Origin of the sequence: Xanthomonas sp. 3498 (genome assembly GCF_014199795.1) — a bacterium.
Taxonomy (GTDB): domain Bacteria; phylum Pseudomonadota; class Gammaproteobacteria; order Xanthomonadales; family Xanthomonadaceae; genus Xanthomonas_A; species Xanthomonas_A rydalmerensis.
In genome coordinates this window covers 103754-126022 of record NZ_JACHOH010000004.1, presented here as the reverse complement: position 1 = coordinate 126022, position 22269 = coordinate 103754, and the positions used below count along the sequence as shown (strand labels likewise).

General features: G+C 65.0%; 20 protein-coding genes, 1 tRNA gene and 1 pseudogene. 13 read left to right on the top strand and 9 right to left on the bottom strand.

Going from position 1 to position 22269, the window contains the following annotated elements; genetic code table 11:
- Nucleotides 1-129: 129 nt before the first annotated feature.
- On the bottom strand, nt 130-924 hold the full coding sequence (locus GGR66_RS13270) for a helix-turn-helix transcriptional regulator (RefSeq protein ID WP_184448557.1): 795 nt from the start codon (nt 922-924) through the stop codon (nt 130-132).
- Between the two features lie 105 nt (nt 925-1029).
- On the opposite strand from GGR66_RS13270, the gene GGR66_RS13265 reads away from it, so the two are divergent.
- The 3 genes from GGR66_RS13265 to GGR66_RS13255 all read left to right on the top strand — a co-directional run bounded on the left by GGR66_RS13265 (nt 1030) and on the right by GGR66_RS13255 (nt 2598).
- Nucleotides 1030-1392: a nuclear transport factor 2 family protein gene (locus tag GGR66_RS13265; RefSeq protein WP_184448556.1), complete on the top strand. Its 363-nt coding sequence runs from the start codon at nt 1030-1032 to the stop codon at nt 1390-1392.
- Nucleotides 1389-2183, top strand: coding sequence for an alpha/beta hydrolase (locus tag GGR66_RS13260; RefSeq protein WP_184448555.1), 795 nt, complete (start codon nt 1389-1391; stop codon nt 2181-2183). Before GGR66_RS13265 ends, GGR66_RS13260 begins: the two co-directional genes overlap by 4 nt.
- Nucleotides 2184-2283: 100 nt before the next feature.
- A complete protein-coding gene (locus GGR66_RS13255; protein WP_184448554.1) occupies nt 2284-2598 on the top strand; it encodes an antibiotic biosynthesis monooxygenase in 315 nt (104 codons plus the stop codon).
- 51 nt (nt 2599-2649) lie between these two features.
- Here the strand turns inward: GGR66_RS13255 and GGR66_RS13250 are convergent, their stop codons facing one another.
- From GGR66_RS13250 to GGR66_RS13240, 3 genes are all read right to left on the bottom strand, one after another.
- On the bottom strand, nt 2650-3606 hold the full coding sequence (locus tag GGR66_RS13250; RefSeq protein ID WP_184448553.1) for a hypothetical protein: 957 nt from the start codon (nt 3604-3606) through the stop codon (nt 2650-2652).
- A 233-nt stretch (nt 3607-3839) separates the two neighbouring features.
- Nucleotides 3840-4871, bottom strand: coding sequence for a 4Fe-4S dicluster domain-containing protein (locus GGR66_RS13245; protein WP_184448745.1), 1032 nt, complete (start codon nt 4869-4871; stop codon nt 3840-3842).
- A gap of 101 nt (nt 4872-4972) precedes the next feature.
- Nucleotides 4973-5281, bottom strand: a complete 309-nt coding sequence (locus GGR66_RS13240; protein WP_167087683.1) for a hypothetical protein — start codon at nt 5279-5281, stop codon at nt 4973-4975.
- A gap of 200 nt (nt 5282-5481) precedes the next feature.
- Here GGR66_RS13240 and GGR66_RS13235 point away from each other — a divergent pair, with 200 nt between their 5' ends.
- The 6 genes and pseudogenes from GGR66_RS13235 to GGR66_RS13210 form a co-directional block, all read left to right on the top strand.
- Nucleotides 5482-5952, top strand: coding sequence for a group III truncated hemoglobin (locus tag GGR66_RS13235; protein WP_160965045.1), 471 nt, complete (start codon nt 5482-5484; stop codon nt 5950-5952).
- 44 nt (nt 5953-5996) lie between these two features.
- Nucleotides 5997-7403 carry an oxygen-independent coproporphyrinogen III oxidase gene (hemN, locus tag GGR66_RS13230; RefSeq protein WP_184448552.1) on the top strand — a complete coding sequence of 469 codons (1407 nt, stop codon included), beginning with the start codon at nt 5997-5999 and terminating at the stop codon, nt 7401-7403.
- A gap of 189 nt (nt 7404-7592) precedes the next feature.
- Nucleotides 7593-7679: transfer RNA gene (locus tag GGR66_RS13225), tRNA-Leu, on the top strand.
- A 509-nt stretch (nt 7680-8188) separates the two neighbouring features.
- The gene (locus GGR66_RS21040) at nt 8189-12829 is read left to right on the top strand and encodes an RHS repeat-associated core domain-containing protein (protein ID WP_221236446.1); all 4641 of its coding nucleotides are present in this window, start codon (nt 8189-8191) and stop codon (nt 12827-12829) included.
- Nucleotides 12826-13293 (top strand): hypothetical protein, encoded by a 468-nt coding sequence (locus GGR66_RS13215; protein ID WP_184448551.1) that lies wholly within the window; start codon nt 12826-12828, stop codon nt 13291-13293. The genes GGR66_RS21040 and GGR66_RS13215 overlap by 4 nt, the downstream gene beginning before the upstream one ends.
- Nucleotides 13294-13487: 194 nt before the next feature.
- Nucleotides 13488-13873, top strand: a pseudogene (locus tag GGR66_RS13210) (transposase); the annotation flags it as partial.
- 94 nt (nt 13874-13967) lie between these two features.
- Here the strand turns inward: GGR66_RS13210 and GGR66_RS13205 are convergent.
- Entirely contained in the window at nt 13968-15203 is a 1236-nt protein-coding gene (locus tag GGR66_RS13205) for an MFS transporter (protein ID WP_184448549.1), read from the bottom strand.
- A 170-nt stretch (nt 15204-15373) separates the two neighbouring features.
- On the opposite strand from GGR66_RS13205, the gene GGR66_RS13200 reads away from it, so the two are divergent.
- Complete coding sequence (locus GGR66_RS13200) at nt 15374-15994, top strand: TetR/AcrR family transcriptional regulator (RefSeq protein ID WP_184448548.1); 621 nt, start codon at nt 15374-15376, stop codon at nt 15992-15994.
- A gap of 12 nt (nt 15995-16006) precedes the next feature.
- On the opposite strand, the gene GGR66_RS13195 is transcribed toward GGR66_RS13200, so the two are convergent.
- Nucleotides 16007-16615 carry a TetR/AcrR family transcriptional regulator gene (locus GGR66_RS13195; RefSeq protein WP_160965025.1) on the bottom strand — a complete coding sequence of 203 codons (609 nt, stop codon included), beginning with the start codon at nt 16613-16615 and terminating at the stop codon, nt 16007-16009.
- 74 nt (nt 16616-16689) lie between these two features.
- Between GGR66_RS13195 and GGR66_RS13190 the strand changes: the two genes are divergently transcribed.
- Entirely contained in the window at nt 16690-17370 is a 681-nt protein-coding gene (locus GGR66_RS13190) for an NAD(P)H-dependent oxidoreductase (protein WP_160965023.1), read from the top strand.
- Here the strand turns inward: GGR66_RS13190 and GGR66_RS13185 are convergent.
- The 3 genes from GGR66_RS13185 to GGR66_RS13175 are packed head-to-tail and all read right to left on the bottom strand — an operon-like array spanning nt 17325 to nt 19367.
- Entirely contained in the window at nt 17325-17999 is a 675-nt protein-coding gene (locus tag GGR66_RS13185) for a class I SAM-dependent methyltransferase (protein WP_160965021.1), read from the bottom strand. The genes GGR66_RS13190 and GGR66_RS13185 overlap by 46 nt on opposite strands.
- Before the next feature lie 19 nt (nt 18000-18018).
- Nucleotides 18019-18921, bottom strand: a complete 903-nt coding sequence (locus tag GGR66_RS13180) for an NAD(P)/FAD-dependent oxidoreductase (RefSeq protein WP_160965019.1) — start codon at nt 18919-18921, stop codon at nt 18019-18021.
- Nucleotides 18922-18923: 2 nt separating this feature from the next.
- On the bottom strand, nt 18924-19367 hold the full coding sequence (locus GGR66_RS13175; protein ID WP_160965017.1) for an Rrf2 family transcriptional regulator: 444 nt from the start codon (nt 19365-19367) through the stop codon (nt 18924-18926).
- Nucleotides 19368-20075: 708 nt separating this feature from the next.
- Here GGR66_RS13175 and GGR66_RS13170 point away from each other — a divergent pair.
- Nucleotides 20076-20768: an MtnX-like HAD-IB family phosphatase gene (locus tag GGR66_RS13170; protein ID WP_184448547.1), complete on the top strand. Its 693-nt coding sequence runs from the start codon at nt 20076-20078 to the stop codon at nt 20766-20768.
- A gap of 122 nt (nt 20769-20890) precedes the next feature.
- Nucleotides 20891-22246 (top strand): aminotransferase class III-fold pyridoxal phosphate-dependent enzyme, encoded by a 1356-nt coding sequence (locus tag GGR66_RS13165; protein WP_184448744.1) that lies wholly within the window; start codon nt 20891-20893, stop codon nt 22244-22246.
- Nucleotides 22247-22269: the final 23 nt, after the last annotated feature.

The following is a 22269-nucleotide window of genomic DNA, read 5'->3' as shown; positions in this document are numbered from 1 at the left end:
AAAAAAGGAGCTTCGGCTCCTTTTTTCGTTTCCGCGATGCGTTCTTGTCCCGGAGACGCCAGGCACGGCCTCGGCGCCGATGCTGGGCACTACGATGTCGTCGGCATCACGGACATGCCCAACGTTCGCTTACGGAAGTGGGCCGGTGAGTAGCGCCTGCCTGGTCGCATCGTCGGCAGGGTAGAAGCATTCCAGCGTCAGCTCCGCCAGGGTCACGTCGGTCGCGGTGCCGAAGACGGTCGTGGTGGAGAGAAACGACAGGATGCCGCCGCTGGTTCCGCTGCGGATCGAGAGCGGCACCGCGATGCGCTCCGTAGGCCCGGGCGGGCGGTCGCTGGCCGGGCAGGGCAAGCCCTTGAGTTCGGCATGCAGCGCTTCGAGTTCGGGATCGGCCGACTGGTCGATCTCGAGGCGAAGCCGGGCCAGCAGATGATGCCGCCACTCGGCCAGGTTGACGATGCGTGGCGCCAGGCCATTGGGATGGAGGGTCGCACGCAGCACATTGACGGGCGCCGCCAGAAGCGCCGGATCGATACCGACCAGCAGTGCGGCCGCTGCATCGTTGGCGCGCACCAAGTTCCAGTGGCGGTCGACCGCGAGTGCAGGAAACGGGGCGTGCGCGCGCAGGACCATGTCGACGGCCGACAGCGCCGCCGCCATGTCCGGCGTGTCCAGTGCACGCTCGCCATGCACGGGCGCATAGCCCGCCGCGCGCAGTAGCCGGTTCTGCTCCCTGAGCGGCATCGCCAGCGGTTCGGCCAGACGCAGCAGCAGGTCGCGGCTGGGAGCCGCTCGCCCGCTCTCGACGAAGCTCAGATGGCGCGTCGACACCTCCGCCGCGCCGGCGAGATCGAGCTGGCTCAGTCGGCGCCTGGCCCGCCAGTCGCGCAGTACGTCGCCAACGGTGATCGGTCGTGTCGCCATGCCTTCATCCTACCGGCCCGCTGCGGCGATGCCATTACCTGCGAGGTAATCGCATTGCCCGATTGCCATCGGCATGCTCGGCCCATCGACGACGAGGAGATGGCGATGAACGACCCGAACACGCTGGCACGTGCCTATCTGGCGCTCTGGAACGATGCCGATGCCGCATCGCGCGCGCGTCGCCTGGCGGACGGCTGGACCCCTGATGCTCGCTACGCCGATCCGATGATGGCGGGCGAAGGTCGTGACGGCATCGCCGCGATGATCGCGGCCGCACGCGCTCAGGTCCCCGGCCACCTCTTTGCGCTGCGCGGCACGCCCGATGCGCATGGTCCGTTCGTACGCTTCTCCTGGACGTTGGCGCCCGAACACGGCGCGCCGATTGCCGGCGGCACCGATATCGCCCGGATCGCCCCGGACGGGCGCATCGCCGAGGTCATCGGCTTCCTCGACAAGGACATCGCATGACGCCGGCATTCATCCCGCGTGGCCCCGGTCATGCGCTGTTCGTTCGCGATTGGGGCGAGGGACCGCCTGTGGTCCTGCTGGCGGGCTGGGCGATGGATGGCCGGATCTGGGGCGACACCATGCTCCATCTCAATGCCGCCGGCCTGCGCGCCATCGCGTGCGATCGCAATGGCCACGGGCGATCGACCGACCGAGCGGACTATGGCTACGACGCGCTCGCCGACGACCTGGCCGCCGTGCTGGAAACGCTCGACCTGGAGGGCGTCACCCTGGTGGCGCATTCGGGCGCTGGCGGCGAGGCGATCCGTTACCTCGCGCGGCACGGTCGTCGGCGGATCGCACGACTGATGCTCGTGGGCGCGACAGGCCCGCGGGTCATCGGCGACACCGGCGTGACCCCTGCGATGCTGGATGCGCTGTGCGCGCAGCTTGCCTGCGATTTGCCGGGCTGGATCGACGCCAACATCGATCCTTTTGCGCCCGGTGCGTCGGGCCGCGTCAACGCATGGATGGCCACCATGGTGCTCGACTGCTCGCGTCGCGCCGTGGTCGCATTCCAGCGCACGATCGCGCTGAGCGATCTTTCGGCGGAAGCCGCCGCGCTCCAGCTGCCGGTCACGATCATTCATGGCGACCGCGACGCGTCCGCGCCACTCGATGTCAGTGGGCGTGTCTATGCCGCGACCATCCCCGGCGCCGAACTGCTCGTCTATGAAGGTGCGGCGCATGGGGTGATGGTGACGCATGCCGCACGGCTTGCCGGCGACATCGTCAGCCGAGCGGCGTCATGAGCTGGCTGGCCACTGCACAGGCAGGCAGCGCAGACCGGCCGCCGGGCGCAGTTGTGGCGCGCTCGCTGGGAATGGTCGTCGATCCGGTGGTGGCACCCGCATGAACTCGACGACACGCCCGGAGACCTACGTCATCACCTTCCACGTCAAAGCGGATCAGGTGGAACGCTTTCGCGCGCTGCTCGACCCGGTGCTCGATGCGATGCGTCACGAGCGGACCTTCGTGCGTGCGGCGTTGCACGTCGATCCCGAGCGGCCGACGGTCTTCCAGCTTCACGAGACCTGGACCGATCGCGACGATGTCCTCAAGGTTCAACTGCATCGGCGCTATCGTCAGGAGTGGAATGCCGCGCTGGACGACATCCTGGTTGCGCCGAGGCATATCGCGATCTGGACAGTGATGCGAACCGATTGAGGTCGGACCGCAAGGGCGCCAGCCTCCATCGCTGGCACCGCCGTTGGTTTGCTAGCGCACCGCCGATCGGATCGCAGGAGGCGCGGGGCAGGTGGTATGCGCCTCTGTCATAAGCTTCAACAACGCCGCCCGCGCAACGGCGCGCGCGGCCTTGTGGTCGAGCCGGGAAAGCTCGGTGATCTGCAGGCCCGTTGCCTGCGCAAGGCGCAAGCTGACGTAGTAGCCGAAGCGATCCGGCAGTCCATCCGGCGGATGACCCCCCATCTGCAAGGCGCTGGCGGTCGCTGCGCCGTCGCGATCCTCGAAATGGGCTGCGACGACGCACAGGGCCACCGACCAGCGCCGATCGGTCGGGGCGCGAATGGGAGCGGGGATGTCGAGAAGCAGCTGATGATCCGTCGCCTGCGGCACCATCGCGGCGGTCGCCTCGACCGCCAATCCTTCCTGCCACAGCGTGCACCACAGCGGGTCGCAATCGGCGAAGTGGCGGGCATGTTCCAAATGGAAGATCTCGTGGATCAGGAACGGTTCGAGCGAATCGTCGGCGTGGTACTTCGCGATCATGTCGGCACCGAAGAGCATGACGTGCCGATTGCCCGGTTGCAGGTCATCCGACCCGCCATCGCGCTGCCCGAGCGAGTGATAGAGGTAGATCGGCAGTGGCGACACGAAGCCGGGAAAAACGCGCTGGAATCGCGCGATCGCGCCGTTCAAGGCGATCGGAAAATCGGCGACCACACGGTCGTAGTCGTCATGGCCGACGGAAAACCGATGCAGTGCGGCGCCGATCCGCTTGTCCGTGCCGGCACCTTCTGGATAGAGGCCAGGCAGCATCGCATCGATCCGGGAACGAATCGCCGCAATTCGGGCAGCGTCCGGTTGGCCCGCGGTCTCGATCGCGGTCTTTTCGAACGGCGTGGCGAGATCGACAGCGTGCGTCGCCGGCGCCGCGCTCGCTGAAAGACCGCTGGTCGAAAGGCCAATCGCTAGGCAAACGGCGAGCAGCACTCGCCCATTCCTGACCTGCCTCATGTTTGCTCCTGTCCAAATTCGGCCAAGCCGCATACCGAGCCGTGGGAACAGCGCCACTTCGATGGTGTTCGAAACGCGATGGATGTCGCGCCCTCAACGTCGCGCGTTGCTCCCACTCCTGCGCTTCGGTCTTGCGGCGCGCATGCTGCAGAGCGTAAGCCGGGAGGCATCCGATGTTGTGAAAGAGCCCCGTGCCGGCCTGCGCCGATTCACGCCGCCAGCCACCACCACGCCAGCAGCGCCACCAGCAAGATAGCGCCGCCGCCCAGCAAGCGCGGCCGTCGCCACCAGCGCCGCGGTTGGCGGTCGATGGCATTGGCGCCGGCCCGACGCAGCAGGCCGCGCGCGAACGCATGCTGATCCATGCTGCGGTCGCAGGCATCGACGCAGGCACCGCAGGCGGTGCACGCGTAGTGCGCGCCGTTGCGCGGATCGATGCCGGCGGGGCAGGCCTGCACACAGGCATCGCAGGCCACGCAGTCGCCGAGCTGCTCGGCGCTGAACTTGGGTAGGGTGCCGGCATACGCGGCCAGGGCCTCGCCGCGGCTGCCGCCTTGGCCGGCGAGTTGCGCGATGCTGGCGCGCAAGGCGTAGTCGCGTGCGGTGACGGGATCCAGCAAGCGCCGCCCGCGCTGCGCGACGCTGCCTTGGCCGCATGCGCGGGCGCCGCGCGGTTCGCCGCGCATCGCGTCGTAGCCGATCAGCGGCGTGTCGCGGTCGCACAGCAGCGGTTGCAGGCGCGCGTACGGACACAGGTAGCGGCAGGCCTGGCTGCGCAGGAAGCCCGCATTGCCCCAGGTGGCCAGTGCGTAGAACAGCACCCAGAACGTCTCCCAGCCGCTCCAGGCGAATGGATGCAGGCGCACGACCAGATCGGCGATCGGCACGAAGTAACCGACGAAGCTGACCCCGGTCCACAGCGCCACGGTCGCCCACAGCAGGTGCCGCGCCGCGGCCGGCCAGTCGGCGAAGCGGCGTTCGATCCAGGCGAAGGCGTGGCTCCACACCGTCTGCGGACAGGCGAAGCCGCACCATAGGCGCCCGGTCAGCGTAGTGAGCACTGCCAGCGACGCCGCGGCGGCGCCCAGCGCCAGCAGCAGCCAGCCGACGTCGTGCGGCCACAGGGTCCAGCCGAACAGATCGAAGCGCCGCGCTGGCAGGTCCAGCAGCAGGGCCTGCCGGCCCTGCCAGCGCAGCCACGGCAGCAGGTAGAACCCCGCCAACAGCAGCCACAGCACCACGCGCCGCAGTTGCGTGTACCGATGTGGCGGCGCGGGCCCCGCCGCGGCGGCGGGCGACGTGACGACATGCAAGGGAATCGTGCGCGCCATCGGCAGCCCGCTCACGACAGCGGCGCGGCGGCGTCGCCGTGCGGCGCCGGACGCAACAGGAAACCGGTGAGCAGGCTCGAGGCCAGCGTCGCCAGCCAGAACATGAAGAAACCCACCGTATAGCCGAGTTCCCGGCTGATCTGGCGGCCGGGGAAGGTGATGTCGCGCAGCGCCAACGGATCGACCAGGGCGAAGAACAGCACGCTCATGGCGCCTGCGACCAGGAAGCTCGGCCACAGGATCACCCCCAGCCGCTGCACCAGCGGGCGCGGCGCGCCGGGATCGAGCGGATCGAGCAGCGGATCGTCGGGAGAGACCATGACGGTGGATTCCATCGCGAAAGAAGGATGCGGCATGCGCCAAGGCAGCGGCGCCACACGTCGCCGCGCCTGCCAGCCGCCTGGCCGCCGATCCCCCGTCGACACCGGCGTCGGCGCATGCCGCAGCTGCAGACTAGGCAGCGCGGGCCGGCCCGACATTGATCCTGATCAAGGCCGCTGCCGCCGCGACGTGGAGACTGATGAGATCGCACGCTGTGGAGCCGACCATGCAGGACGAGATCGAAGGCATGCCCTTGCCGGGGCCGGACCTGTGCAGCGAGACGGACGTGCAAGCGCTGGTGGGAGCGTTCTACCGCCGTGTGCGCGCCGACGCCGACCTGTCGACGGTGTTCGCCGCGCACATCGAGGACTGGGAGGCGCATGAGCAGCAGCTGTGCGATTTCTGGTCGGCGATGCTGCGCGGCACCCGCCGCTTCCGCGGTGCGCCGATGCCCCGGCACATGGCCATGCGCGAACTCAGCGAACTGCTGTTCCAGCGCTGGCTGGGCCTGTTCCGCGCCAGCACCGCCGAGCTGCACAACGCGCCGATGCGGTTGTTGGCCGACGACGTTGCCCAGCGCATCGCCGAGACCTTCTGGCGCCGGCACCAGATGAGCTGGCGTCCATTCGAGCCGGTGTCGCCGCTGCCGCCGGCCGCGTGCGCGGATTGATCCAGGTCAAGGCGGCCGCGCCCGGTGCCGCGCATGCTCGGTCCATGGACATCCTCACCGCGCCCGATCCCTCCGCCGCCTGGACCTTCGACGCCGACCTGCTGCGCCGCTACGACCGTCCCGGCCCGCGCTACACCTCGTACCCGACCGCGCCGCATTTCCAGACCGGCTTCGGCCCGGCGCAGTTGTTCGACGCGGTCCAGGCCAGCGATCCGCGCCGGCCACTGTCGCTGTACGTGCACGTGCCGTTCTGCCGCAATCCCTGCTTCTACTGCGGCTGCCATCGGGTCATCACCCGCGACCCGGAGCGCGGCCGCGCGTATGTGCAGCGGTTGCTGCGCGAGGCGGCGATGATGGCCGCGTGTTTAGAGGGCGAGCGCGAGGTGGTGCAGCTGCACCTGGGCGGCGGCACCCCGAACTTCCTCGCGTCGGAGCTGCTCGGCGAACTGGTGCAGGGCCTGCGCGGCCTGTTCCGCTTCAGCCAGGTGCCGGACCGCGAGATGTCCATCGAACTGGATCCGCGCACGGTGACGCCGCAGGACATCGCCGCGCTGGCCGAGCTGGGCTTCAACCGCGCCAGCCTGGGCATCCAGGATTTCGATCCGCTGGTGCAGCAGGCGATCAACCGCCGCCAGGGCGTGCACGAAACCCTGGACATCCTGCGCGCCTGCCGCGTGCACGGCATGCGCTCGGTCAACGTGGACCTGATCTACGGCCTGCCGCGGCAGACCCTGGCCGGGTTCGAGCAGACCCTGGAGACGGTGATCGCGGCGCGTCCGGACCGCCTGGCGGTCTACGGCTACGCGCACCTGCCGCAACTGTTCAAGGCGCAGCGGCGCATCGCCGATGCCGACCTGCCCGACGCCGAACAGAAGCTGGCGCTGCTCGGCCTGGCGGTAAGCCGGCTCTCGGCGGCCGGCTACCAATACATCGGCATGGACCACTTCGCGCTGCCGCAGGAAGACCTGGCGCGCGCGCAGCGGCAGGGCAGCCTGCACCGCAACTTCATGGGCTACACCACCCAGGCCGACACCGACCTGCTGGGCCTGGGCGTCAGCGCGATCAGCCGCATCGGCGCCAGCTACAGCCAGAACCAGCGCGACCTGCCTGCCTGGGAAGCGGCGGTGGACGCCGGCGACAGCCCGGTGCTGCGCGGCCTGCAGCTCAGCGCCGATGACGCCCTGCGTGCCGAGCTGATCCAGCAACTGATGTGCCAGGGGCGGGTGGACGTGGCAGCGCTGGCGCAGCGCCACGGCATCGACTTCGCCAGCTATTTCCGCGAGGAACTGCGCGCGCTGGCCCCCTTGTGCGCGGACGGCCTGGCCGACTACCGCGACGGCGTGGTCCAGGCCACCGCGCGCGGCCGCCCGCTGCTGCGCCTGATCGCCATGTGCTTCGACCGCTACCTGCGCCAGCCGGACCAACCGGCGCGCTACTCGCGCGCGATCTGAGCGCGCCGTGCTTCTTGCTTGCCGTTGGCATCCCCGGTGCCGCCGTGGCGGCGGCGCCGGGGCTTTTTGGTGGTGGTACTCAGGCCTGCCGATGCCGGTATGTGGTGTCTCTGTTCGGCGCGTCTGCCGGGTCGGCAGCGCCCTGCGGTTCACAAGCGCCGCCCGATCAGGCACGCTACGCGCCACCAGGCCCGGATGGCGAAACTGGTAGACGCATCGGACTTAAAATCCGCCGGGGGCGACCCCATGCCGGTTCGATTCCGGCTCCGGGCACCATGGGTACGTAAGAGTTTCATCGCGTCAGTCGGCTCAAATCGACTGTGGGGCAAATCGGATGTCGGCGGCATCTCTGACACCTGCGTTATCCAGATGTGGCTCCGTGCCAAGCCAATGGATGTCGCCTAGGTGAGCTGACCGAAATATGCAATAAAGACGCGCCACGATATGAGTTCGTCGGGCTGAGTGGAGGTCGGTCTGCAGGCGCTGCTGGGGGTCGATTGCCTGTCTACGCCCGGTGGTCTAGTATTGTTCTTCAGTGCTGACAAGGATGGTCTTATGCGCGACGTGGGTCACCCGTTTTCCGCATTGCTTCGCGCTCAGGGTATGGATCGCAGGCGCTCGCCGGGCGGCAGCCAGGACACAATTCCTTCCCGTCCCGGCCCACAAGCCATCAAATTTGTACATTACTTACCTAGCAGCGATTAATCGCATCGCTGCTAGACGGAAATTTGTCCAGGATGCGCCACTAGCGCATTTGGTTAATGCACTTCTCCCAAGGAATGGCGATGAATACACCGTGCCGTAATCACACAAGCACCAGTATTGGGCGATTCGCGCTTTTGATCGCGATGTTGCTTCTGTTCTCGGGGGGCGTATTTGCATCTACAGAAGGGAAGAAGCAGCAGTTTCTAGTCCGCGATGCGGCGGGGAATTCATATGGGCCGTACGACACGCAAGCGCAAGCCGAAGCGGTTATTCGGACTATCCCCGGGCCATCTGATGCACCCGATGCCTATCAGTACGTAACGGAAATAAAATCAACGGCTCTTTCTGAGGGTGGCCAGATTTCCATAACATATTGGATGGGGGAAAGGGAACGTAAATTTCAATATTGGGGAATAAACTCCCTCAATTCGGATAAGGAAGAAGATCTTGTAGAAAAGATGGTTGCCTTGGCAAATCAAGGTAATAGCCCGCCATGCGCATCATCAACGTTTGCGAGAACTGGCGATTGGTATCCCTATTCTTCAGAAAATGACGGGCTGGATCTTGGTGATTATCATTATACTGGTTCTGATTTTGATGCAAGCGATGGGTCATGTGATCCTTATTCGGGACAGTTCCAAGCTTACAGGGTATCAACTTGCCCGAACCCTTACATGCGTTGGAGTCGAAAGCAAAATTCCTGCATAAATGAAGATATTACGGCAGTAATCGTCACTAACCAGTTGCAATGCGATGGTGATTCTGGGCTGGTTGGCAACCCCTGCGATGTCAAGACCGGCGAGAAATTCCAGACCGAGCGCGATCTGGATCTGGGCTGGATCACGCTTACGCGCTACTACCACTCGGGCATCGCGCTGAACACTGGCGGCTTCGGCCCCGGCTGGACCTTCTCGCACAGCCTGCACCTGACGAATCAGGGCGACGCGCTGGGCCTGGTGGAGGGCAGCGGTTATGCCGTTCCCTTCCGCAAGATGGGTGCCGAGTATCGCGCGGCCAATGCGTCGGGCGAACGCATCGTCGCCAATGGCGACCAGTGGGTGCTGTATCGCGAGGATGCGATCTACACCTTCGATGCCAAGGGCAAGCTGGTCTCGCGCATGGCCGAGGATGGCAGTGGGTGGGTATACGGCTACAACGCGCGTGGGCGCTTGCAGAATATCGCCTCGCTGCAGGGCCGCTCCATCGAGCTGGTGTATGCCGACGACAATGACGACGCGCTGATCACCGGCATCGTCTCCGGTGGAGTGCAACTGGCGAGCTACGGCTACGACCAGCAGCGCCTTGCGAGCGTCACGTATGCCGACGGCAAGAGCCGGATCTATCACTACGAGGACACGCGCTTCCCGCGCCATCTGACCGGCGTGACCACGGAAGATGGTCAGCGTTTCAGCACCTTCGCCTACGACGAGGTCGGGCGGGCGATCTCCAGCCAGCACGCTGGTGGCATCGATGGCATCACCCTGGCGTACTCGGCGGCTGGCACTCGTGTCACCGATGCGCTGGGCGATGTCAACGATTACACGATGACCGAGGCGGGTGGTGCCTCGCCGAAGGTGGCCGCCGTCGCCCGTAACGACGGTACCTTGCAGTACAGCTACAACGACCAGTCCAGCGACTTCCGCCGCCGGCTGAGTAGCGTCACTGATCGGCGTGGTATCCAAACCCAGTACAGCTACGCCGAAGCGACCGAAAATGGTATTGCGGTAAACATCCATACCGTCCGCGAAGCGGTCGGGCAGCCGCAGGAGCGCACCACAACGATGCGTACCGCGGCTGGCAGCAATCGCCTGCTGTCAGTGCAGACCGGCGGGCGCATCGTGTCCTACACCTATAACGATCGCCTGCAGCCTGTGCAGATGACGAGCAGTGACACGAGCTCGGGCAAGCAACGCACTGTCACCTATAGCTACTGCGAAGCATCTGATGTGGCGGCGACCGACAGTGCTTGCCCGATCATCGGCCTCCCCAAGTCAGTCGATGGCGCGCGCACCGATGTCAACGACATCACCAGTTTTACGTATTACCCCAGCGACGACAGCACCTGCACGACGTCCCCGACCACCTGCCCGCACCGCAAGGGCGATCTCTGGAAGGTGACCAATGCGCTGGGCCAGGTCACCGAATACCTGGCCTACGACGGCGCCGGCCGCGTGCTGTCCGCAAAGGACGCCAACGGTGTAGTCACTGACTTCACCTATCACCCGCGTGGCTGGCTGGCCGCCAGCAAGGTGCGCGGGGGCGACGACAGCAGCGAGAGCGACGATCGCATCACTGCGATCGACTACTGGCCGACTGGTCTGGTCAAGCAGGTGACGCAACCCGATGGTGCGTTCACTCGTTTCACCTACGATGCGGCGCACCGGCTGACCGATATTGCCGACAACGCCGGCAACACCATCCACTACACGCTGGACAATGCCGGGAACCGATCCAAGGAAGACACCAAGGACGCGTCTGGTACGCTCAAGCGAACCTTGTCGCGGATATACAACCAACTCGGCCAGCTCGCCACGCAGGCCACCGCGCAGGGCGACCCGACCGACTTCGGCTACGACCCTAACGGCAACACCAAGACCGTCACCGACGCGCTCGGTCATGTGACCCAGAACGACTACGACCCGCTCAACCGCCTGGCGCGGACCCTGCAGGACGTGGGCGGCATCGCCGCCGAGACCAAGTTCGGTTACGACGCACTGGACAACCTGACCAAGGTCACCGACCCCAAGGGCCTGGACACCACCTACGCCTATAACGGCCTGGGTGACCTGACCAAGCTCACCAGTCCGGACACCGGCAGCACGACCTACACCTACGATAGCGCCGGCAACCGCGCCACCCAGACCGATGCGCGCAACATCAAGACGACCTACGGCTACGACGCGCTGAACCGGCTGACCCAGGTCACCTATCCGACCACCAGCCTCAATGTCAGCTACACGTACGACGTCAGCCAGACCACCTGCGCCAGCGGCGAGACCTACGGCATCGCCCGCCTGACCCGGATGCAGGACGGTAGCGGCAGCACCGACTACTGCTACGACCGCTTCGGCGAGTTGGTGCGCAAGGTGCAGACCACCAACGGCAAGGTGTTCGTGGTCCGCTACGCCTACACCAAGGCCGGGCAACTGAGCCGGTTGATCTACCCGGATGGGGCGGTGGTGGACTACGTGCGCAATGCCCAGGGCCAGACCACTGAGGTCGGCGTGACCCCGCCTGGCGGTACAAGACAGGTTCTGCTGAACCAGGCCACCTACTATCCGTTCGGCCCGGTCGCCGGCTGGACCTATGGCAACGGCCGGCCGATGCAGCGCGTGCTGGACCAGGACTACCGCCCGCTGGCGGTGAACGATACCCGCAGTGACGGTCTGGCGGTGGGCTTCGCCTTCGACCCGGTCGGCAATCTCAGCGCGTTGACCGCGCCGGGCAACACCGCACCGGTGGTCAAACTGGACTACGACCCGCTTGGCCGGCTGACCGCGTTCAAGGATGGCCCGACCGACACGGTGATCGATGGCTATACCTATGACGTCACCGGCAACCGCCTCAGCGCCAAGGTCAACACCACCACGCAGACCTACAGCTATCCGACCACCAGCCACCGCCTGAGCAGCGTGGCCGGTACCGCACGCAGCTATGACGCGGCCGGCAACACGGCGGCCATCGGTGGCACGGCAGTGCAGTACGTATATGGAGCAAATGGACGGCTGACACAGGTCAAGCGCAGCGGCACGGTCGTGGCGAACTACGCCTACAACGGCCGCGGCGAGCAAGTGCGGCGGGTGGGTAAGACCAACGTCTACACGCTGTACGACGAGAGCGGCCATTGGCTGGGCGACTACGACAACAACGGCGCGGTCGTGCAGCAGGCGATCTGGCTGGACGATCTGCCGGTCGGTGTGCTCGCCAAGGCCACGTTGCGCTATGTGCAGCCGGATCACCTAGGCACGCCTCGCGCAGTGATCGATCCGGTCCGCGACGTGGCGATCTGGCGCTGGGACCTGAAAGGCGAGGCCTTCGGCACCACGGCTCCGGACCAGGACCCGGACAAGGACGGCACCACCTTCGTGTTCGATATGCGCTTCCCTGGGCAGCGCTATGACGCGCTGAGTGGACTTAACCAGAATTACTTCCGCGACTATGAGGCGGGCGCGGGGCGGTATGTGCAGAGCGATCCGATTGGGTTGCAAGGAGGAGTGTCAACATATTCTTACGGTGGAAGTAGGACGTTTGCGTCAATTGATCCTTTTGGGTTGATTAATGACAATCAATTGCCTAGTCAACAGCAAATTCAAGCTGAGACTGAATATTCACGTCAGCGGCAGAAGTCGATGTCTCAATTGACGCAGACGTATCAGGAGATGCTCAGAAAAAATGTTAGAGGAACTGACCAGTTTTTCCATTGTTTGGCAGCGTGTCGCGCGGTAAAAGAAACTGGTAATCCTCAGCTAGTTCTTGATCAAATGCAAAACAAGGAGATTCGGGATTTTGTTTTAAATTTGGCTGGGAAATATGGCGATAAGAAGCTGCCGATACCAGAAATGCTGAAGGATAATGCTGCAGACATGGCGGTCAATAAGGTGGGGGCGTCCTGCCCATCAAATGTGGAATGCGGGGCTAGATGCTCCCATCTTTTGGATAACTTGCCAGCTAGTCGCCGACCGTTCATGCTTGAGTATAGACCTGACTGGAGTGGCCCGTGAAAATATTTATTGTATTTTTTATGTTGGCTTTTTTTATTTCGGGGTGTGCGGGTAATTCTTCGAAATTCTATGCGACTTATGGTGAGGCGGTAGCGGATGATGCTATCGCAAAAGGGTGGATTCCGGACTTTTTGCCGCAGAGTGCTACCGATATCTATGAGCGGCATAGTGTTGATGCTGGTGGGGTTGCAGTTGTATTTTCTGCGCCCAGTGACAACTTTCTTAAGGGCTTTTCCAAACTCGATCATTCGTATTTTACATCTGCTGAACGAGCATTTTCTTTGGTGCATTCGCCAGCAAAGTATCCTGGTGGAGTGAATAATTATTATTACAGGTGTGGCGGTGAGGGGCTCGGTCTGCTTAAAGTTCATGATGGGAATAAATTCTATTATATTGAGCCGGTTTCTAGTGAGGTGCTTAAGGTTTTATGCAGGGCGCCATCTGGTTTGTCGGAGGGGCATTGAAACGCTAGGTGGCTCCTGAGTATAGGTCAATCTAATTTTTTGGGCTCGGGTGACTATGCATTAATGACTTTTTTGGCATAAGGGAGTGTTGGTATTGCGCTTTGTCGGGATGGTAATGCTCGCGGACTTATATACTGGATGTGCAAGTGACTGACGGCGCGGAGAACTGCATTTCTGATGTGTTTTACATCATGGTGCTGTCGGTGCATGTCACGTCGGCAGACGAGCAAGACCGCGCCCAAATGGACACGCTGTGCAAAGACGTGCAGCAGGCCACAGGCCACCCAGTGCAACTGGCTTGTGCGGATCAGGGGCTACAAGGGTGCAGCGGCATCCAAGGCAGCGCCAAACAACGGCATCGACCTGCAGATCGTGAAGCTGCCCGAGGTGAAAAAGGATTTAGAGTTGCTGCTCCGGCCCTGGGTGGAGAGAGAAGCTTCGGCTGGCTAGCGAGGTTCCACAGGCTCTCGCGCGACTATGAGCGGTTGCCGGACGTGCTCGCGAACTGCATTTCCTAGTCTTTGCAGTGCGTATGTTGCCCGCCGCTACACGGTCGCTCGCTGCGACGGGAAGTTCATAACACGCTCTAGGGTACGAGGTGTAGCAGGCCCACAGCGGCACCAGTCCAGGGGCTGGCCGAAGCACCTGCCAGCTGGGTTTCAACCAAGCCGGTATCAATGCCCCATTACCGCCACGTTGGATGCCCGAGGACCTGCAGGAAACCCCCGCGTGCGGGCTGACCAGGCCACCAGCCAACCGACCAGCAGCAACGCCAGGACAGCCCAGGGCAGAGAGGCAACCCCCTGGGTTTCCAGCAGGACGCCACCCAACAGGCCGCCGCCGGCAATCGCGCCGTTCCAGGCCACCACGTTCATCGACAGGGCCACATCGGCGCCATCGCCTGCGGTATCGGCCAGGGCTGTTTGCAGGAATGTGGCGGCACCACCGAAGGTCAGCCCCCAGACCGCAACGCCTGCGTAGACGACCAGGGGCGACGCCATCCACAAGCCGAGCGCCAGCGCCGTCAGGGCGAACGCGGCAAGGCTGACCAGGACACCCGAGCGCAGACGACGATCGACCCATCGCCCGGCGATCCAGATGCTCACCAGCGCAGCGAGCCCGAATAGCAGCAGGACCCGGTCCACCTTGGCCGTCAGACCGGCGGGAGCCACGAACGGTGCCACGTAGGTGTAGAGGATGTTGTGGGCCAGCATCCACGCGATCACCACGCCCAGCACCGGGCGCACGCCCGGGGTCGTGAATACCCGGCGCAGCGGCATCGGTTCGCGGCCCGACTGGCCCGGATAGTCGGGCACCTTCACCTGCACCCAGACGATCAGCGCCAGCGTCAGCAGCGACATGATGCCGAATGCCGTACGCCAGCCGGCGAGCGCACCGAGCCAGGTTCCCAGCGGCACTCCCAGCGAGAGCGCAACGGGCGTTCCCACCATGGCGATGGCCATGGCACGCCCCTGCTGGTGCGGCTCGACCATCCGCCGCGCATACCCTGCCAGCAAGCTCCAAGCCAACCCCGCCGCCGTACCGGCGAAAAAGCGCGACACCAGCGTCAGCCAGTAGTGCGAGGACAGTGCGGTGACGGAGTTGAAGACCAGAAAGCCCACGATGGTCAGCAACAGCACGTTGCGGCGCCGCCAGCCACGCGTCGCGATGGTCAATGGAATGGCTGCCAGCAGCGACCCCATGGCATACGCCGTGACCATCTGCCCCGCATACGACGGCGACACGCCCAAGCCTTCACCGATCTGCGGCAACAGGCCGGCGGGCAGGGTCTCGGTCACGATGCAGATGAAGCCGGTCATGGCCAGGGCCAGCAGCGCCGCGATCGGCAGTCGTCCGGCATCGGCAGCGGGGGGCACGCCCTTGCGGGGCGGCAGGATCGTTTCGGTCATTGGATCACGTCCAAGGGAGAGTCGGGGAGGGGGCACCGACGGCTGGTATAGCCACCGAGCTTGAAGGTCTAACATTTATATCGATTGGTACAAATATAGTGATGCTCGGTACCCCTCGTCAACGACTTTTGTATCGACTAGTATCTATCTAGCTTCTTAAGGAGTCTTCCATGGCGCAGATGGGCCGCCCCCGCAGCTTCGACCGTGACGAGGCCATCCGTCAGGCCATGCACATCTTCTGGGAGCATGGCTACGAATCCACCTCGCTCGCTCAACTCAAGGCCGGCATGGGCGGTGGCATCACGGCGCCCAGCTTCTATGCGGCGTTCGGTTCCAAGGAGGCGCTGTTCAAGGAGGTCGTGGCGCACTACCTGGCCACGCACGGGCGCGTGGAGGAAAGTCTCTGGGACGCGAGCGTTCCGGCACGCCAGGCCATCGAACTGACCTTGCGCTGCTCGGCGAAGATGCAAAGCGAACGCGGCCATCCCAAGGGCTGCCTGATGGTGCTGTCAGCTGCCGTCTGTTCGCCTGAGCATGCCCACGTGCAAAAACTGCTGGCCAAGGCGCGTGCACGCACGCGCGAGGGCATTGCAGCCTGCGTCGAGCGCGCGGTGGCGTCGGGTGAGCTGCCGGCCGGTACCGACGTACGCGCGCTGGCGATGGTGTTCGGGAGCTTTCTGGTGGGCTTGTCCACCCTGGCCCGGGACGGCCTGACGCCGGCGGCCCTGGACAACGCGGTGACCGAGGTCATGCAGGTCTGGGATGCCGCCGCGCACCGCGCCAAGCCCTGATGGCGAAGTGCATCAACCCCTGAGCGTGATCCGCTGGATCGCGTCGTAGATCTCGTTCTCTGCATCCACAGGGTGCACCTCCCCTGCCAGCGCCGCGAAGGACACCGCTTCGGCCGCCCCCAGCAAGGCATGCATGGCCACCGGCTTCAAAGGCTTCTTCGCAAAAGGCGCGAGCGCGTGACGGCACTTGTCCAGGAAAAGGGCTTCATGTTCCTTCTTCAGGGCTTCCAGCTCCGGTGAACCGGTCAGTGCCGCGCTCACTCCCGGCATTTCCCGCCCCATGGTCATGACGCAGTCGACGTAGCTCGCGGCGATGACCTTGGCGACCGCGGGAAGTGTCCTGGCACAGGCTGCGAGGGCTTCGTCCAGCAGTGCGTGCTGCCTGCGGTCGTACTCCTCGTAGAGCGCCGCGAGCAAACCGTTGCGCGCCCCGAAATGGTCATAGACGACGGGCTTCGTCACGCCTGCGCGCTCGGCCAGGTAGCCCAGCGTGAGCGCATCGCTGCCTTCGCTGCGAACGATGGACCAGGCGACATCCAGCAGTTGGCGCTGCCGGGCCTGCTTGGGAAGGCGCCGCTTGATCGCACGGTCCGCGTCTGGCCTCGTCGGGTGGTTGGGCATCGATAACCTACCAAAAGTAATTTAAAGGGACTAATATACCAATGGTAGTTTATGCCCATCCCCAAGGATTTCCCATGCATGCCCTCATCGTCGTCAGTCACCCCGATCCGCAGTCGTTGACCCACGCAGTCGCGCACGCGTTTGCCGAGGGCGTTGCAGCGCTTGGCCAGCACACCACGGAGCTGGCAGACATCGCGGCAGAGGGATTCCAGCCCGCATTCAATCCGGCAGACCGGGCCACGTTCCTGTTGCAGGCATCCGCGCCGCCCGACGTCCTACGCGAGCAGGAGCGTATCGACCGCTCCGATGCGCTGGTGCTTGTCTACCCTGTCTACTGGTGGTCGTTTCCAGGGCAGCTCAAGGGGTGGATCGACCGCGTTTTCTGCAATGGGTGGGCGTACTCGGAAACCCCGGAAGGTGCCATCGAGAAACGGCTCGGCCGTCTTCCCGTCCACCTGCTCGGCATCGGCGCTGCCGACGAGAGAACATATGCGCGGCACGGTTACGACACGGCGCTGCGCGCACAGATCGATCACGGGATCTTCGATTACTGCGGCGCCAAGGTGGTCACCTCGAGGATCCTATGCGGCATCGACAGTGCAAGCGCCGCATCCCACATCACCATCGCGCGTGAAATGGGTCGCAACGCGTTCGCGCAGCACGGTACAGGCGATGTCGAGCACAGGACTTCGGACACGTCCATGCCCGCTCACGGTCTGCGCGCAACCCACCCCTTGAACGTGAACGCGCAGTAGAAAAGCTCGATGTCCACGAATCCGGCCTCCCGCAGCAGATCCACGTCCTGCTGCGGCGAGAGTGCCGGCAGCTTCTCCTTGATGGCGGCGATGCTCGCTTCGGCCTGTAGCGCAGGCGCGCCGGAAGCCGCCGCGAAGGCGGCATTGCGCTGGAGCCAGCGGGTCCTGGCCGGCTCCTCCCCCGGAAAGCTGTGGTGCGCGACGACCAGAGGCGACCCGGACGCGAGCCTTGCGAACACCTGCTTCAGCGTCTGCAGGCGTTCGGCCGCCGGCAGGAAATGCAACGTCAGCAAACAGGTCACCCCATCGAAAGGCCCCATCGGCGCATGGTCGATATACCCGTGGTGCAGGCGCGTGCGGGCAGCCAGGTTCCCCAGCGTCGTGCGCGCGAGGTCGAGCATCTGCGCGGAGGGATCGACACCATCGAATTGCCAATCCGGCTGCATCTCGGCGAAGGCTTTCAGCTCCAGCCCGCCGCCAGCGCCGAGCACGAGAATCCGCGCATCGGCAGCCGCGCGCTCGCGCAACAGCAGGCCGGCCATGCGGTGCAGGTCGCGCAGCCCGGGCACCATCCGGGCGGCCCGCTCCGCATAACCTTCCACCGCTGCCGGGTCGGAGAACAGGGTCACCGAATGCGCTCTCGCTCGCTCACGACGGTGCGAGCGTTTCGGGCCAGACCAGCGAACGGTGCACCTGGGCGCCCGCCATGGCCCCGCTGCCCACGGCCAGCGAGACGGAATGCGGCACGCGCGCCACGTCGCCACAGGCGAACACCCCGGCGACCGACGTCTTGCTCTCCGCATCGGTGCGGATCTGGATGCCCATGGGCGTCTCTTCCAACGCACAACCGATGCCCTCGGCCAAGGCATTCGATGGAGACGTGCGCGTTGCCGCGAACAGGCCCGCGAAGGGCAGCTGCCGCCCGTCGGCCAGCACCACATCGGCAGGGCCTTCGATGCGGTCGATGGGCGTGGACTCGATCGCCACTCCCCGGTGCTCCAATTTTTCGCGGGTCTCGGGGGTCAGCTCCACGGCGCCGTTGACGAGCAGTGTCACGGCGCCCCACTCGGTGAGCAGTTCGGCCTGGTGGAGCGACAGCGGGCTGCTGCCGACGATGCCGATGCGCCCCTTGTGCAGTTCATAGCCGTGGCAGTACGGGCAATGGAAGACGGACTGCCCCCAGCGCTCGGCCAGGCCCGGCACGGCGGGAAGTTGGTCGGCTACCCCGTTGGCGAACAGGATGCGGCGCGCATGGTGCGAGACGCCATCGGCCGTGGTGACCTCGAACCCGTCCACCCGTCCCGTGACCGACCCGGCCCGCTCCTCACGCCAGGTCAGGGTGGGATAGATCTCCAGCTGGCGGCGCGCCTGTGCCGCGATCTCGCCTGGCGGCACGCCGTCCTGGCCGAGAAACCCATGCGCGTGGCTGGCGAACCGGTTGCGCCGTTCGCCCGCGTCGATCACCAGCACGTTGCGCCGCGCGCGGACCAATTGCAGCGCCGCGGCCATGCCCGAATAACTTCCACCGATGATGATGGCGTCGTGCTGCATGCTCAGCTCCTTTTGCGTCGAACAGCCGCATGCCGGCGCGCGAAGTCGGCGGCAAGATCGGCCAGGGTGATCTCGGAGAAACGCTGCAGCAGCAACGCCTCGGCCTCGGCAAACGTGCTTTCGAGCGCGGCGTTCACCGATTGCTCGACCAGGCACTCCGGCGTCTCGTGGCGGTTGCCGATGGCGAACATCGCAGGCTCGCCCAGCGCCTCGTGCAACTGGCGGAGGGTGACGGCACGCAGGTCGGCCTGGATGCGCCATCCACCCGCATGGCCTCTCTCGGACTGGACGATGCCGGCGTCCCGCAGAAATCCCATGGTGCGCCGGACGACGACGGGATTGGTTCCGAGGCACTGGGCCAGGGCGTCCGAGGTCATCGGGCCCTCCTGCTCGGCCATGTGCAGCAAGGCATGAAGGACCGAGGAAAGGCGGCCGTCGCGTTTCATGTAACTAATGATGTTTCATGATGCGCGAAAGATCAACCTTCATCAACATCAGGCGGCTCTGGAACGACCGATGGAGGCCGACACCCAATGCGGCCTCAGTCGGGTGGCCTATCGAGATCGCGGGATGTGAGATGCAGCCTAGAGGGGAGGGCGCTGCGCTTGAGTCCGGCCGCCGTGATCCTGGCGCACAGCCATCCCAGGAGTCGACGAGGAATCCGCTGCTTTCAACAATCGACTTTGAAGACTTCAGTGTCGCAGTCATCCAATACTGCAACGCCATCATTTCCTGAAGACCGCCGCCTTCGGCGCACTGGTCGCGAGGTCAGGTGTTGCACTCCCACCTTCGCGCGCCGCGGATAGGCCAATGCCGGCACAAGCCTGCTGCCGTAACGGCCGCGTGGGTTGTCTCGACCCTGGTTCCGGCATGGCGGCAGACCAAGCAGGGAGGTGGTGGATGCGCGCGGCGGATATCGGTAAATGCGGACGGGCATGTGCTCGCGGCGGCCCCGGGCGATCCCGCCGTCTGGCAGGACAGCGACCCGGATCGTGATGGACTTGGGCTGTGCAATGCATCACTCCCTGACGGGAGCGCGACGCGCGGGTAGGCGTTACCACGCGCAATGTGAACGCTCCGCTTTCTTTCACCCCGCCGAAAGGAGTGCGAAAGACAGCGTGCCTAGGCTCTGCCCCATCAGCCGGAGAGCCACCTTGCGCGCCCAATGGAACATCCTTTGCGATTTTGACGGTACCGTGTCCCTGCAGGACGTGACCGACAGCCTGCTCGAACACCTCGGGAGCCCCGGTTGGCGGGAGCTGGAGGACGACTGGGTCGCCGGTCGGATCGGGGCCCGGGAGTGCATGAGCAAGCAGGTCGCGCTGCTCGACGGCGACGTCGATGCGCTGCACCGGGTGCTGGATGCGGTGCGGATCGATCCGGCCTTCGTGCGCTTCGTCGCGCTGGCCGAGCGCCTGGGCATCCCGCTGAGCATCGTCAGCGACGGCCTGGACTACGGCATCGCCCGGATCCTGGCCCGCCACGGCCTGCACCATCTGCCGATCATCGCCAACCGCCTGCTGCGTACCGACGCCGGGCAGTGGCGCATGGCCTCGCCGCATGCGCGGCCGGACTGCCCCAGCGGCACCTGCAAGTGCGCGGTGATGGCGCAACAGCCGCCCGAGCGCGCCACCTTGCTGATCGGCGACGGCCGCTCCGATTTCTGCCTGGCCGGCAAGGCCGATCTGGTGTTCGCCAAGGACGGTCTGCTGCGCCATTGCCGCGCCAACGGGATCGCCCATTGCGCGATCACCGGTTTCGACGACGCCATCGCCCTGCTGCCCGAGTTGGCCGAGCCGGCGACGGCCGCCGTGTCCTTCCCGCTTCCTCTCACCCAACGAGCCTGATCCCGATGAACCGGAATGTCCCGCTTTCCTCGCTCGCACCGCTGCATGGCGATGCCGCGCCCGATCCGGAGGCGCTGCTGCGCACCGGCGCCGACCACCATCGCGCGCTGAGCGATGCGCAGATGCTGGCCGACGAGTCCCAGTACTGCTCCTACGGCGACACCGTGCACTACAGCGAGCCGCCGCGCATCTTCGGCCGCTGCGACGGCAGCTACCTGTACGACACCGAAGAAGTGCCGTACCTGGACCTGCAGATGTGGTACTCGGCGGTCAACTTCGGCTACGCCAATCCGCGCCTGAACCAGGCGCTGACCCGCCAGATCGAGACGCTGCCGCAGGTCGCCAGCCAGTACCTGCATCCGACCAAGATCGAGCTGGCCAAGACCATCGCCGTCGACGCCGAGCGCAAGTGGGGCCGCAAGGGCCGCGTGCACTTCAACGTCGGTGGCGCGCAGTCGGTGGAAGACTCGCTGAAGATCGTGCGCAACGCCAGCGCCGGCAAGAGCCTGGTGTTCGCCTTCGAAGGCGGCTACCACGGCCGTACCCTCGGCGCCTCGGCGATCACCTCGTCGTACCGCTACCGCCGCCGCTTCGGTCATTTCGACCGCGCCCAGTTCATCGAATTCCCGTACCACTTCCGCGGCCCCAAGGGCATGTCCAAGGAAGAGTACGGTGAGCAGTGCGTGGCCAAGTTCGAGCGCCTGTTCGAGACCGAGTACAACGGCGTGTGGGATCCCAAGGCCGGGCAGTGCGAGTACGCGGCGTTCTACGTCGAGCCGATCCAGGGCACCGGCGGCTACGTGATCCCGCCGCCGAACTTCTTCACCGGCCTGAAGCGGGTGCTGGACAAGTACGGCATCCTGATGGTGGTCGACGAAATCCAGATGGGCTTCTTCCGCACCGGCAAGCTGTGGGCGATCGAGCATTTCGGCGTGACCCCGGACGTGCTGGTGTTCGGCAAGGCGCTGACCAACGGCCTCAATCCGCTGGCGGGCATCTGGGCGCGCGAGGAGCTGATCAACCCGACCGTGTTCCCGCCGGGCTCGACCCACTCCACCTTCGCCTCCAACCCGCTGGGCACCGCGGTCGGCCTGGAAACCATGCGCATGCTGGCCGAGACCGACTACGAGTCGATGGTGATGGCCAAGGGCGCGCACTTCCTGGACGGCCTGCGCGACCTGCAGAAGCGTCACCCGGAAATCGGCGACGTCGATGGCCTGGGCCTGGCCCTGCGTGCGGAAATCTGCCAGGCGGACGGCTTCACGCCGAACCGCAAGCTGCTCGACACCATGGTCGACATGGGCCTGGAAGGCGAACTGCGCCACAACGGCAAGCGCATCGGCCTGATCCTGGACGTGGGCGGTTACTACAAGAACGTGATCACGCTGGCGCCGTCGCTGCACATCAGCCACGAAGAGATCGATCTGGGCCTGTCCTTGCTGGACCAGTTGCTGACCCGCGCCAAGCAGGTCGCATGAGCCGGGCGGGAGACGACGCGCGC

Coding starts and splice junctions, on each gene's coding strand:
- GGR66_RS13195 (WP_160965025.1), bottom strand. CDS start 16,615: ATGCCCAACCACCCGACGAGGCCAGACGCGGACCGTGCGATCAAGCGG.
- GGR66_RS13270 (WP_184448557.1), bottom strand. CDS start 924: ATGGCGACACGACCGATCACCGTTGGCGACGTACTGCGCGACTGGCGG.
- GGR66_RS13255 (WP_184448554.1), top strand. CDS start 2,284: ATGAACTCGACGACACGCCCGGAGACCTACGTCATCACCTTCCACGTC.
- GGR66_RS13165 (WP_184448744.1), top strand. CDS start 20,891: ATGCTGGCCGACGAGTCCCAGTACTGCTCCTACGGCGACACCGTGCAC.
- GGR66_RS13180 (WP_160965019.1), bottom strand. CDS start 18,921: ATGCAGCACGACGCCATCATCATCGGTGGAAGTTATTCGGGCATGGCC.
- GGR66_RS13175 (WP_160965017.1), bottom strand. CDS start 19,367: ATGAAACGCGACGGCCGCCTTTCCTCGGTCCTTCATGCCTTGCTGCAC.
- GGR66_RS21040 (WP_221236446.1), top strand. CDS start 8,189: ATGAATACACCGTGCCGTAATCACACAAGCACCAGTATTGGGCGATTC.
- GGR66_RS13200 (WP_184448548.1), top strand. CDS start 15,374: ATGGCGCAGATGGGCCGCCCCCGCAGCTTCGACCGTGACGAGGCCATC.
- GGR66_RS13265 (WP_184448556.1), top strand. CDS start 1,030: ATGAACGACCCGAACACGCTGGCACGTGCCTATCTGGCGCTCTGGAAC.
- GGR66_RS13260 (WP_184448555.1), top strand. CDS start 1,389: ATGACGCCGGCATTCATCCCGCGTGGCCCCGGTCATGCGCTGTTCGTT.
- GGR66_RS13190 (WP_160965023.1), top strand. CDS start 16,690: ATGCATGCCCTCATCGTCGTCAGTCACCCCGATCCGCAGTCGTTGACC.
- GGR66_RS13205 (WP_184448549.1), bottom strand. CDS start 15,203: ATGACCGAAACGATCCTGCCGCCCCGCAAGGGCGTGCCCCCCGCTGCC.
- hemN (WP_184448552.1), top strand. CDS start 5,997: ATGGACATCCTCACCGCGCCCGATCCCTCCGCCGCCTGGACCTTCGAC.
- GGR66_RS13235 (WP_160965045.1), top strand. CDS start 5,482: ATGAGATCGCACGCTGTGGAGCCGACCATGCAGGACGAGATCGAAGGC.
- GGR66_RS13240 (WP_167087683.1), bottom strand. CDS start 5,281: ATGGTCTCTCCCGACGATCCGCTGCTCGATCCGCTCGATCCCGGCGCG.